The sequence below is a fragment of the Halomonas rhizosphaerae genome (assembly GCF_030010555.1).
Lineage (GTDB): Bacteria > Pseudomonadota > Gammaproteobacteria > Pseudomonadales > Halomonadaceae > Halomonas > Halomonas rhizosphaerae.
In genome coordinates, this window is sequence record NZ_JASCQP010000026.1 from 34,275 (window position 1) to 46,338 (window position 12,064).

Below are 12,064 nucleotides of genomic sequence, written 5' to 3' on the forward strand. Positions count from 1 at the left end.
GCTCAGGCGAGGCCCCGGGGGGGAGACAGGAGGCGCGCGCCTTCGGCGTGAGGCGCCGGGCGGAAGGCCGGTCGGCGCCGCTCGGCGAGGCCCGCCTCGAGCCACTCCAGCCAGGCGTCGAGCGGTCCCGAGCGGCTGCTCAGCGCCATCACCGGGGCGGCAGAGGCGAGCCGGTGCATGTGCTCCGCCACGGCGTCGACGTCGAAGTCGTCGAGGACCGGCAGCAGGTCCGTCTTGGTGATCAGGACCAAGTCGCTGGCGCGGAACATGACCGGGTACTTGAGCGGCTTGTCGTCGCCCTCCGGGGTCGAGAGCAGGGTGACGTTGGCATGCTGGCCCAGGTCGAAGCTCGCGGGGCAGACCAGGTTGCCGACGTTCTCGATGAACAGGAGGTCCAGGGCCTCCAGCGGCAGCGCATGAGCCGCGCGGTGCACCATGGCGGCATCCAGGTGGCAGGCGCTGCCGGTGGTGATCTGGACGGCGGGAACGCCCTTGGCACGGATGCGCCGGGCGTCGTTCTCGGTCTCCAGGTCGCCCTCGATCACCGCCAGTCGGTAGCGAGTGCCCAGCGCCTCGATAGTGGCCTCCAGCAGGCTGGTCTTGCCGGCGCCGGGCGAGGACATCAGGTTGATGACCAGCAACCCGTTGCGGTCGAAGTGCTCGCGGTTATGGTGCGCGACCTCGTCGTTTTGGGCTCTCAGGCCCTCCAGGACCTCCACGGTGTGGACGTCGTGCTCGTTCGAGGCGTGCTGCAAGTGATCGGGAAGGGCGCAGCCGCAGGTCTGGCACACGATGAGGCTCCTATGCGGTCGGAGGAAGGGAAGTGTCGGCGAGGTCGACGCTGACCAGCAGGAGCTCGTCGCCACCGGTCAACCGGGTCTGCCAGTGACCGCAGCGCGGGCAGCTCAGGTCGTTGACGCTGGCCTCGGCCTCCTGCCGGCAGCGGGGGCAGTGCACCCGGACCGGACAGCTGGCCATCTCCAGTCGCGCACCCTCGGCGGCGGTATGGCGGCTGGCCAGCGGAAAGGCCTCGCGCATCAGCGCGGCCTCGACCCCGGAGAGCGGCCCGATGCGGAGGCTGACGCGCCGGATGCGCAGCGCGCCATGCTCGGCGGCTACCCGGCTGGCCTGGCGGACCAGCGAGCGGCACAGGCTCAGCTCATGCACGTCCGTCGTCCGCCTCTGCGAGGGTGGCATCGTCCATCTCGTCGAGAAGCCGCCAGGTCGCCAGGGCATCCTCGGGGTCCAGTCGCTGGAGGGCGTAGCCGACATGCACGATGACGAAGTCGCCCACGGCGAGGGCCTGGTCCTGGACCAGCATCAGGTCGATGTCGCGCTCGATCCCTCGGGAGGCCGCGCGCGCCGTGTCGCCGTCGATACGGGTGATCTGCATGGGAATCGCCAGGCACATGATCCGCGGTGAGCCCCCTCGTAATGTGGCGTGATGGTCGCGGGTGGCATGCGCCCGCCCTGCCACTGACTATAGAAGATGGGCGCCGTTGAGACATGGCCCTGTCCGTAAGCGGGGCAAGCCAGCGGTGAGGCGTGCCCGAAAGGTCGTGACGGCACCAGCGAATCGGGTGATGTGCGCCGCTTTCTGCTATCCTGCCCGTCTCCATTTTCGCTCCCACGGTCCCGGCCCGACGGCTCCCGCCCTCCTCGCGCCCCGTCCCGGTGCCCACCTTCTCATGCAGGTCTATTCACGTGTCTGATTCCTCTCCCGATTTCGCCACGCTGTCGCTGGCGCCGGAACTGCTGGCCAACCTCGCCTCGCTGGGCTATCACGCCATGACGCCGATCCAGGCCGAGAGCCTGCCGCCCATGCTGGCGGGCCGCGACGTCATCGCCCGGGCGAAGACCGGCTCGGGCAAGACTGCCGCCTTCGGCCTGGCGCTGCTGTCGCGGCTGTCGGTGGCGGACTCCCGGGTGCAGGGGCTGGTGCTCTGCCCGACCCGCGAGTTGGCGGACCAGGTGGCCGGCGAGATCCGCCGCCTGGCGCGCAGCCTGCCCAACGTCAAGGTGCTGACCCTGTGCGGCGGCGCCCCGCTGGGGCCGCAACTGGCATCGCTGGAGCATGGCGCACACATCGTCGTCGGCACGCCGGGGCGGGTGGAGGAGCACCTCCGCAAGGGCTCGCTGGCCCTGGGGGCGCTCGAGACCCTGGTACTGGACGAGGCCGATCGCATGCTCGACATGGGCTTCCAGGCGGCCATGGAGGCGATTATCGACGAGACCCCGGCGAGCCGCCAGATGCTGCTGTTCAGCGCCACCTATGCCGAGGGCATCCGGCCCATCGCCGAGCGGCTGATGCGCGAGCCGGTCAGCGTGGAGGTGGCCGAGCCCCACGACGCGACCACGATCCGCCAGCACTTCTACCGGGTGGCGGACGAGTCGGCCCGCTTCGAGGCGCTGCGCCGCCTGCTGCTGCACTTTCGTCCCGCGTCGAGCGTGGTGTTCTGCAACACCAAGCGCGAGACCGACGAGGTCGCCGAGGCCCTGAACGACGCGGGCTTCAGTGCACTGGCGCTGCACGGCGACCTGGAGCAGCGCGACCGCGACCGCCTGCTGGTGCTGTTCGCCAACGGCAGCGCCTCGATCCTGGTGGCCACCGACGTGGCCGCGCGCGGACTGGACATCGACGCCCTGGACGCAGTGTTCAACTACCGCATCGCCCGTGAGCTCGAGGTGCATGTCCACCGTGTCGGCCGCACCGGCCGGGCCGGCGGCTCGGGGACCGCCTGTACCCTGCTCACCGAGCAGGAGGACTACCGGCTGGCGCGGCTCGCCGAGCTGCTCGGCGAGCCGCTCGTGACCGAGCCGCTGCCCTCACGCCCGGTGCTGGAGCGCCAGCCCTTCCACCCCGCCATGGCGACCCTCCAGCTCGGTGGTGGCAAGAAGCAGAAGCTGCGACCCGGCGACATCCTCGGTGCCCTGACCGGCGAGGGGGGGATTGCCGGGGATCAGGTCGGCAAGATCAAGGTGCTCGCCAACAGCGCCTACGTGGCCGTGCGGCGCGACGTCGCCGCGGCGGCCCTCGACCAGCTGGGCAACGGCAAGCTCAAGGGGCGCACCTTTCGTGCCCGCCGCATCAGCCGCTGACCGGAAGGAAAACGTGATACGCCCGCGGGATACCCAGCCGACGGGTTCTATGCCAACGTGGTGACATGAAGATACCCAAGAGATTGCAACCGCTGGTCGATGACGGCCTGATCGACGCGGTCGAGAGCCAGCTGATGAGCGGCAAGGAAGCCCAGGTGTACGTGGTGCGCTCCCATGGCGAGCGGCGCTGTGCCAAGGTCTTCAAGGAGGCCAAGCAGCGCAGCTTCAAGCAGGCCGTGCAGTACCAGGAGGGACGCAAGGAGCGCAACAGCCGCCGGTCCCGGGCGATGGCCAAGAAGACCCGCTACGGCCAGAAGGAGCAGGAGCAGGCCTGGCTCAACGCCGAGGTCGATGCCCTCTACCGGCTGGCGGCGGCGGACGTGCGCGTGCCCAAAACGTATGGCTTCGTCGACGGCGTGCTGCTGATGGAGATGATCACCGATGCCGAGGGCCTGACCGCGCCGCGGCTGGACGACGTGACCCTGACCGCCGACGAGGCCCGGGCCCATTACGCCAAGGTGATCGGGGACGTGGTGCGCATGCTGTGTGCCGGCCTGATCCATGGCGACCTCTCCGAGTTCAACGTGCTGCTCTCCGCCGATGGCCCGGTGATCATCGACCTCCCCCAGGCGGTGGATGCCGCCGGCAATAACAGTGCCGAGATGATGTTCGAGCGTGACGTCGACAACATGCGCCGCTACTTCGGCCGCTTCGCCCCGGAGCTACTGGCCACCGATTACGGCAAGGAGATCTGGGCGCTCTATGAGGCTGGTGACCTGCACCCTGACAGCCAGCTGACCGGCTGCTTCGAGCACGACACCAGTACCGTGGACGTGGACGAGCTGATGACCGTGATCGACGACGTCCGCGAGGAGGAGGCCGAGCGGCGTGCCGCGCTGTCCCGGGACGAGGAGCCAGGCGTCGAGGAGGCCGCCGAGGCCTGGCGGGAGTCCCACGGCGAGCGGTAACATGCATTACGGATGCGACTTTGACTGCTGGCCCAGGGCGTGATACCTAGGGATGGTCGAACTATCAAACAATACTTCGATCGATTCACGTCTTGTCGTGTTAATAAAGCTGATGTGGGCGAATTGATCGAGTGACATGTCCCAGTCGTGGAAGGGTCGCCTGTGTCCGTCGCCGCTCAGTGCCAGTCCCATGATCATGTCGTCCAGTTCTATGAGGACGACGCCTTTCTCGCCGAGGTCGTGGCCGATTATCTCAAGGTCGGTGCCGAGGCCGGAGAACGCCTGGTGGTGTTGTTGACGGCCCCTCACCTGGCGGCGGTGCTGCAGCGGCTGGAGGCGTCGGGCCTGGACACCGGCGCGGCCCTTGCCAGCGGGCAACTGGTGACACACGATGCCCAGACGATGCTGCAGACCATCATGCTGGATGGCATGCCGGACGAGACCCTGTTCGAAGCGCATCTCCTCGCCGATATCGCCGCCTGGGCGCCCCTGCCCACCCGTGCCTTCGGCGAACTGGTCAACCTGCTGTGCGCGGAGGGCAATCACGAAGCGGCGGTGCGTCTCGAGGCCTTTTGGCACGCGGCTTGCCACCGCATGCCACTGACCCTGCTGTGCAGCTATGCGCTAGAGCATTTCGACGATGCCCAAGGTGCCTTCGAGTCGATCTGCGATCACCACTCCCATGTGGTGCCGGCCGAGCGCTACAGCTGTCTGGCGCCGCGTCAACAGTTGCGCGAGATTTCTCGTCTACAACAGCAAGCGTCGGCACTGCGCCGCGAACATGCTTCTCGCCTGCAGGCAGAGGCCGCGCTGGAGGCGGTTCAGGCATCAAGCAACGCTATGCTGATGGACCTGGCCGACCATGCCCTCCACGACGGGGTGACCGGACTGACGACCCGTCAGTATGCCCAACGGCGGCTGGCGGCCTTCATCGCCGCCCCCACCGCCCTGAGGGGCAAGGTCGCGGTGCTGCATATCGACATCGACCAGCTCAAGGCGATCAATGATTCGCTGGGACTGGAAATGGGCGATTACTTCCTGCATGAGACCGCGCAGCGCATTAAGCGCTGCCTGGGCGGTCATGCCATTGTCAGCCGGCTCAGCAGTGATGAGATGGTAGCGGTGCTACCCGGCTTTGTGAGCACAGAAGCGTTGTGGCCGATCCTCGAGCGCCTGCTCGATTGGACCAGTTCCCCCGTCGAGCTCGATGGCCAGCAGGTCTTCACGAGCTGCTGCATTGGCGTCAGTCTGTTTCCCGATCATGGGGACAGCGTCCAGGCGTTGATGCGACACGCCAACCTGGCCAGGCGTCGTGCCCAGCGCCTCGGGCTTCGCCGGTACCAGCTCTTCTCGACGGCGCTGCTCGATGACACGGATCCGGCCCCCCTTGCGCTGCTCTCCTCCGCCCTGCGTGAGGCCCTGCCCCGCGGGGAGCTCGAGCTGCACTATCGTCCCTTGATCAGTGCGTATGGCGGCCAGGTCGTGGCCGTGTCGGTTCATCCCCGCTGGCACTCGAGTCGCTTCGGTGATATCGGGCAGGCGCGCTGGATGGCGGCCGCCGAAGCAACCGGTGAGGTCGCGGCCATCGGTCGCTGGCTGCTCTCGAGCGCATGTCGACATGCTCGCGCCTGGTTCGATGCGGGCGTCGAGCTGTACGTGGTGGTGCAGGTATCGAATGCCGAACTGCAGGGGGAGGGACTCGTCGAGCGGGTCGCGCAGGCCCTTTCATGCAGCGGTCTTCCTGGCCAGATGCTGGAGCTCGAGCTGACCGAGAGTGGCCTGATGAGCGCCCCGCTGCGCAGCGAAGACATCCTCCAGCGGTTGAAAGCCCTGGGCATCAGGTTGGCCATCGACCAGTTCGGCAACGGTCAGTCGGTCCTCGGACAGTTCGACAACGGCTGTCCCTTCGACAGCCTCAAGATACCTGAGCGGTTCATCTCGAGGTGCCTCGACAATCCCTCGTATCAGGCGATCATCCGTTCCGCCATCCTCTTGGCCCAGGAACTCGGCATGGCGGTTGTAGCCAGTGGTGTGACGAACCGTGCCCAGGCCGATTATCTGCGTCATCAAGGCTGTGACCTTCTGGAGGGCAGTCTCTGGTCGCGGATGGACTACCACGATACCGCAGCCGGAGGCATCGGGCTTGGGGGCTAGCTGTGATCTCTTGGTGCTGTGGTGACACGTCATCATCACGAGCCTTTGCTTTTTTATGGACTACCGCGACATGAGCTTCCATCGCCAGCGGTCTCCGAGGCGATCACCGTGACGGCCTAATATCCTTGTAATCCCCTTTGGGTATCGGCATGTTCTGGAAGACACGCCACATCGCCGAGCCCACCATGACCCGACGCGATAACGACTCCTCCTCCTCCGACCAGCACCGCAACAGACCCAAGCGTTCGCCCCTCTGGTACCCCGAAGAGGTCCAGCCCTCCCGTCGGCAGTGGTGGCTCTTCATCTGGATCGCACTGGCCATCGTGCTGCTGTTCCACTATCTCGATTCGGCCCAGCGTCACCCGCAGGCCGAGCTCACCTACTCCGAATTCCTGACGGCCGTGGACCAGGGTCACGTCGACTCGGTCACGCTGCGTGGCCAGTCGGTGGAAGGCTCCTTCAACGATGCAGGTCTCGAAGCACGGGACCTCGGCGAGGCCGAGGGCTTCGAGTCCACGCGTCCGGATGTCGAGGGCGAGCGCCTGCTCGAGCGTCTCGAGGCGAATGGCGTGCGCATCGACGCCGAACCCATCGATCCGCCCTGGTGGCAGCGCATTCTCGTCGGCGCTCTGCCCTGGATCCTGATCCTGGGCCTGCTGTTCTGGTTCTGGAACCGGATGCAGCAGCGTGCCATGTCGGGCGGCGGGCTCTTCAATATGGGCAAGTCCAGCGCCCGGCGGGTGAGCAGTGAAGAGAGCCAGGTGCGCCTGAGCGATGTGGCTGGCTCGGAGAATGCGAAACGCGAAGTGCTCGAGGTGGTCGAGTTTCTCAAGGCGCCGGCACGCTTCCAGGCGCTGGGGGCCAAGATCCCCCGTGGCATCCTGATGATGGGCCCGCCGGGCACGGGCAAGACACTTATGGCCAAGGCGGTAGCCGGCGAGGCCGACGTGCCGTTCTTCAGCATCAGCGGCTCGGAGTTCATCGAGATGTTCGTGGGCGTCGGGTCGTCGCGCGTCCGTGATCTCTTCAAGCAGGCCAAGGAGCAGGCGCCGGCGGTCATCTTCATCGATGAGCTGGATTCCATCGGTCGCTCCCGAGGCGCCGGCATGGGGGGCGGTCACGATGAACGCGAGCAGACCCTCAACCAGATTCTCTCCGAGATGGACGGTTTCCAGGCCGATGAGTCCGTCGTCGTCCTGGCCGCCACCAACCGCCCGGACGTGCTGGATTCGGCCCTGCTGCGGCCGGGCCGCTTCGATCGCAAGGTCACCCTGGAGAATCCGCATCGCGAGGCGCGCCGGGATATCCTGCGCGTTCATACGCGCGACATGCCGTTGGCCGATGACGTCGATCTCGAGCGGCTGGCCGAGATCACCATCGGCTTCTCGGGGGCGGACCTGGCCAACCTGGCCAATGAGGCCGCCCTTCAGGCGGGCCGCAATGACCAGCAGGCGGTGGACTGGGCCTGTTTCTCGGCGGCCCGCGACCGCCTGCTGCTGGGCGAGGCCAAGGATGCCGGCCTCTCCGAGCGCGAGCGCCACATCGTGGCGTACCACGAGTCGGGCCATGCGCTGCTCGCCTACCTGCTGCCCAAGGCCGACCCTCTCGAAAAGGTCACGGTGCTGCCACGGGGACGCGCCCTGGGCGTGACCGCTCAAGTGCCCGACGAGGAGCGCTACAACCATGGCGAAGCCTATCTCCGGGACCGCATCACCGTGATGTTCGGCGGCCGCCTGGCGGAGTCCATCGTCTTCGGAGAGGTGTCGAGCGGCGCCGAGAATGACCTGGAGCAGGCCACGCAGCTGGCACGTCGCATGGTGGCACGCTGGGGGATGAGCGAGCGCATCGGGCCGGTCATGTTCGCCCAGAGTCAGGAGCATGTCTTCTTGGGCAAGGAGATTGCCCAGTCCCGCGAACACAGCGAAGCCATGGCGGGGCTGGTCGATGAGGAGATACAGCGGCTATTGACCGACCTCGAGGCGCGCGGTCGTGAGCTCCTCGAAGCCCATCGAAGCGACCTGGAGACCCTGGCCTCGGCCCTGGAGAAGCAGGAAACCCTGGAGGCCGAGGCGATCCGTGACCTGCTCGGCAGCGCATCCGGCCAGCCGTGACGCTCCATGCCTGGCTCGACTACGCTGTAGGCGAGCGTCGCCCGAGGCGGGCGACCCCGCTCATCGACGAGGAGACGCCAATGAACAAGTGGATAGCGGGCCTGGCCCTGGCGGGCGGCGTGCTGCTGGCCGGTTCGGCCCTGGCCCAGATGGAACGCGCCTCGGCCCCGGAAGGGACCGAAGTCTACTTCATCTCGCCGGAGGCGGGGGCCACCGTCGAGAGCCCGCTGACCGTGCGCATGGGGCTCAAGGGCATGGGCGTGGCGCCTGCCGGCACCCAGGCCGAGGGCACCGGCCACCACCACCTGCTGGTCGACACGCCGCTGGACGAGGTGGATCTCGACCAGCCCCTGCCGGCCAATGACGCGATGCGCCACTTCGGCGGCGGCCAGACCGAGACCACCCTGGAACTCGAATCCGGCGAGCATACCCTGCAGCTGCTGTTCATGGATGCCAACCATGTCAGCTTCGACCCGCCGGTCACCTCCGACCCCATCACCATCACGGTGGAGTGATCCACCCGAGCCGGGCGCTCCCGCGGCGCCCGTCTCCCCTCAGCCATCAGACATCTGCCCTGTGTGATGACGTCGCCTGACCCCCTCGACTGATTTTCCCGCTTCCGGCTGGCAGTCGCAGCCCCGCGGAACTGTACTGGGGGTGCACTGGAAGGTGAAGCGGCTCAGGGAGGACTCCGGAGTTCCGGGAGGGCGTATGCCCTGCTGGCGGTGACCTGATTGAACGCGTGGCCACCGCCGCGATGCTCCCTCCCGCACTGGGAGGACAACGACAATGATGAACCTGAATGACGGTATGCAGCGGATGGCCGGGTCTGGCCTTGCCGTCCTGCTGGCGAGTCTGGCGGGGTACGGCGTGGCCGTGGCCGACCAGGCGAAGATCGACGATGCCCTGGCGGCCGCCTGGCCGGGCATGGCGGAAGGTGCCCAGGTGGTCGACTGGGAAGGCAACGTGCTCAAGGAGGGCGCGAACGGCTATACCTGCATGCCGACGCCGCCGAGCATGACCGGGACGGCGCCGTTGTGCCTCGACGAGGCCTGGCAGGAGTGGGGACAGGCCTGGCAGAACAAGGAGCCGTTCGAGGCCGAGTCGATGGGCATCGCCTACATGCTGGCCGGCGACGAGGGGGCGAGCAACGTCGACCCCTACGCCGAGGGGCCCACGGATGACAACGAGTGGGTCGAGGAGGGGCCGCACCTGATGCTTATCGCCCCGGCGGAGCTGCTGGAGGCCTACCCGACCGACCCCCACAGCGGCGGGCCCTACGTGATGTGGAAAGGCACGGACTACCAGCACCTGATGATCCCCGTGGGGGCGCGTGACTGAGGCAGCTGCCGCGGTCGCGCTATCTCCAACCGTCAGTGGCCGCCGCGTCGGTCGCTGACGGCCATCACCACCCGGGCGCGCTGGCCAAGGCGACGCCGATTTCCACCAGCGATCTCCCTACCAGATGAAGGTGGGAACGGCATTGAGCATCTCGTAGTGTGCGGTCATCATCTTGATGAAGCGGGCGAGTTCGGCCTGGAAGGGTCGGCGGGATGAGGAGATGGGCAATTGTGGCATGGCGCGCAGGTGGGCGGAGGGTCAGCCCTTGGCCGGCGTCGGCGTTGCTGGCAGTGGGCTGGACCGACGGCGAGGCGGATGGCGGGAGCCGAGAACGCAAGGCGAGGTGGCCCAAAGGGCCATCGTCGGTGGCGTCACCGTCTACGGCGTCGGCCTCTGAAATGGGGCGGGTAGAGCTTTCGCACTGAAAGCGAGGTGTGGTTCGGCCGCGACACCGCTTCGGGGGCGCCGACAAGCTGGGGCATGCCTATACCGGGCGGTTTTCACGGCGATCGCCGCGAGCCTCTACTGGCGCTGGGGCTCCGACGAGAACGAGGGCCCGCCTGGGGGCGTTCAGCGGCCTGCTGTTGACCACCACGGTGGAACTGGGCGATGGCTTATCCCCGGACCACGGCTTCAGCTGGGAGGATCAGGTGGTCAACATGGCTGGGGTGAGGCTCGAGTAGCTGCGCCTGCGCCATCCCTTCGGCGGCGTGGGGCTGCATGTGCCGCTGTTGCTGGGCCGGATGGGTGCCCCGGCGGGAGTGCGGCGTGTCTTTCAATATGTGCAGGTGCCGGGCACTGTCTGGCCGCTACCGCCCTGAGTAGCCGGCAGGCGGGCGGGTCGGTCGTGTCACCGATGGCACCGTTCCACCTGGCGCAGCGCCTCGCCTAGCCGGGCGATCCCTGCGGCACTGGCCGGCAGGCCGAGTGACGACAGCCAGCCACGGTGCACACAGATGATCCGCAGGGGCACGGGCGAAACACCTAGCAGACGCGCCGCGTAGAAGCGGTGGGTGCCTGAGGTGCCCTTATAGAGGGCTCCGTCACAACCGATCAACGCCGTGCCGATGTCCGCACCCCGGTCATCCCGATATCCGGTGCTCGCCATGCTACGAATCAGTTCGCCCAGGTACTCCTCGAAGAAGTCCGCGATCTCCGTTTCGCTTTGCATGACGATTCCCTTGTGACGGGTGACGCCACAGCTCCGCAACTCGTCACGGAGGTGCCCGTACCAGCGGCTTTGCCGGTAGTCGTCGCGATGCTCGAGCAGGTCCTGTACCTTTGCGTACTTGTCGATTGACTCTAGTGGACTGGAGACGGGGAACCAGCGCTCGCCCACGGCGAAGGGATGGAAAATGCGGATCGGCAGGGTGAGGGACTTGCACATCGCACGTGGAGCCGGTGTGAGCCAGTCCTCGATACGCTTCGCGATGGGCTTCTGGCAGTTGACCTTACGGGTCAGCCGGCGCGGATCGATGCGCAGCACCAAGCTATCTCCCAGCAGGGCCTTCGCCTTCCTCTGGGTTACCAGCATATGGGTTTCCTCATGCTCAGGCACATGACAGCTGAGCGCAACGCCGAGGGTACTGGCGATTCTCCTGAGTATAGACTGCGAGCATGGTGCCGGCTCTGTCCGCCGGCGGCGTGTTATGCCTACTCGGGGAATTCAGCGTTGTGGAAGACGTTCTGCACGTCGTCCAGGTCGTTGAGGGTGTCGATCAGCTTCTCGAACATCGCCACGTCGTCGCCCTCGACCGGGGTCACGGTCTGGGGCACGAACTGGATCTCGTCGACCTCGAAGTCGAGCTCGCCGAAGGCGTCGAGCAGCGCCTGCTTGGCCTTGGCGTACTCGGTATGAGGGGCGAAGACGGTGACATGGCCCCCCTCGCTCTCGATGTCGGTGACGTCGACATCGGCTTCCATCAGTGCCTCGAGCGTGGCCTCCTCGTCATCGCCGGGGAAGACGAGGATGGCGCAGTGGTCGAACATGTGGCTGACGCTGCCAGGGGTGCCGAGCTTGCTCTTGGCCTTGTTGAAGCAGGCGCGCACGTCGCCGAAGGTGCGGTTCGGGTTGTCGGTCAGGCACTCGACGATGACCATGCAGTTGCCCGGCCCGAAGCCCTCGTAGCGGGCCGGCGAGAAGTCCTCGCCGCCCACGCCGGACGCCTTGTCCAGGGCCTTGTCGATCACGTGGCTGGGGACCTGGTCCTTCTTGGCGCGCTCGATCAGGCCGCGCAGGGCCAGGTTGCCGGCGGGGTCGGTGCCACCCTGCTTGGCGCAGACGTAGATCTCGCGGCCGTACTTGCTGTACACCTTGGTCTTGGCGGCGGCCGTCTTGGCCATGGATTCCTTGCGGTTCTGGAAGGCCCTGCCCATTGCATTGTCCTGTGG

At 66.9% G+C, this 12,064-nt stretch carries 12 protein-coding genes; 7 read left to right on the forward strand and 5 right to left on the reverse strand.

The features are described 5' to 3' along the window. Nucleotides 1–2 precede the first annotated feature (2 nt). From hypB to QLQ83_RS10285, 3 genes are read right to left on the reverse strand one after another with little or no spacing between them, the layout of a single operon-like run. Nucleotides 3–791, reverse strand: coding sequence for a hydrogenase nickel incorporation protein HypB (gene hypB / locus QLQ83_RS10275; RefSeq protein ID WP_282735435.1), 789 nt, complete (start codon nt 789–791; stop codon nt 3–5). A gap of 10 nt (nt 792–801) precedes the next feature. After that, on the reverse strand, nt 802–1,167 hold the full coding sequence (locus QLQ83_RS10280; RefSeq protein WP_282735436.1) for a hydrogenase maturation nickel metallochaperone HypA/HybF: 366 nt from the start codon (nt 1,165–1,167) through the stop codon (nt 802–804). Further along, nucleotides 1,160–1,411: a HypC/HybG/HupF family hydrogenase formation chaperone gene (locus tag QLQ83_RS10285; RefSeq protein ID WP_282735437.1), complete on the reverse strand. Its 252-nt coding sequence runs from the start codon at nt 1,409–1,411 to the stop codon at nt 1,160–1,162. The genes QLQ83_RS10280 and QLQ83_RS10285 overlap by 8 nt, the downstream gene beginning before the upstream one ends. A 293-nt stretch (nt 1,412–1,704) precedes the next feature. Between QLQ83_RS10285 and dbpA the strand changes: the two genes are divergently transcribed. The 7 genes from dbpA to QLQ83_RS19530 all read left to right on the forward strand — a co-directional run bounded on the left by dbpA (nt 1,705) and on the right by QLQ83_RS19530 (nt 10,356). Further along, nucleotides 1,705–3,099 carry an ATP-dependent RNA helicase DbpA gene (dbpA, locus tag QLQ83_RS10290; RefSeq protein WP_282735438.1) on the forward strand — a complete coding sequence of 465 codons (1,395 nt, stop codon included), beginning with the start codon at nt 1,705–1,707 and terminating at the stop codon, nt 3,097–3,099. 65 nt (nt 3,100–3,164) lie between these two features. Beyond that, the gene (locus QLQ83_RS10295; protein ID WP_282735439.1) at nt 3,165–4,067 is read left to right on the forward strand and encodes a PA4780 family RIO1-like protein kinase; all 903 of its coding nucleotides are present in this window, start codon (nt 3,165–3,167) and stop codon (nt 4,065–4,067) included. 162 nt (nt 4,068–4,229) lie between these two features. Continuing rightward, nucleotides 4,230–6,221, forward strand: a complete 1,992-nt coding sequence (locus tag QLQ83_RS10300) for a putative bifunctional diguanylate cyclase/phosphodiesterase (RefSeq protein ID WP_282735440.1) — start codon at nt 4,230–4,232, stop codon at nt 6,219–6,221. A gap of 149 nt (nt 6,222–6,370) precedes the next feature. Beyond that, entirely contained in the window at nt 6,371–8,332 is a 1,962-nt protein-coding gene (ftsH, locus tag QLQ83_RS10305; protein WP_282735441.1) for an ATP-dependent zinc metalloprotease FtsH, read from the forward strand. Nucleotides 8,333–8,412: 80 nt separating this feature from the next. Then, on the forward strand, nt 8,413–8,847 hold the full coding sequence (locus QLQ83_RS10310; protein ID WP_282735442.1) for a DUF4399 domain-containing protein: 435 nt from the start codon (nt 8,413–8,415) through the stop codon (nt 8,845–8,847). 274 nt (nt 8,848–9,121) lie between these two features. Next, complete coding sequence (locus QLQ83_RS10315; protein ID WP_282735443.1) at nt 9,122–9,673, forward strand: hypothetical protein; 552 nt, start codon at nt 9,122–9,124, stop codon at nt 9,671–9,673. A gap of 434 nt (nt 9,674–10,107) precedes the next feature. Beyond that, nucleotides 10,108–10,356 carry a DUF2279 domain-containing protein gene (locus QLQ83_RS19530; RefSeq protein WP_411971127.1) on the forward strand — a complete coding sequence of 83 codons (249 nt, stop codon included), beginning with the start codon at nt 10,108–10,110 and terminating at the stop codon, nt 10,354–10,356. A gap of 167 nt (nt 10,357–10,523) precedes the next feature. Here the strand turns inward: QLQ83_RS19530 and QLQ83_RS10320 are convergent, their stop codons facing one another. Further along, on the reverse strand, nt 10,524–11,207 hold the full coding sequence (locus QLQ83_RS10320; RefSeq protein ID WP_282735444.1) for a hypothetical protein: 684 nt from the start codon (nt 11,205–11,207) through the stop codon (nt 10,524–10,526). Between the two features lie 119 nt (nt 11,208–11,326). Continuing rightward, nucleotides 11,327–12,049: a YebC/PmpR family DNA-binding transcriptional regulator gene (locus QLQ83_RS10325; RefSeq protein ID WP_282735445.1), complete on the reverse strand. Its 723-nt coding sequence runs from the start codon at nt 12,047–12,049 to the stop codon at nt 11,327–11,329. Nucleotides 12,050–12,064: the final 15 nt, after the last annotated feature.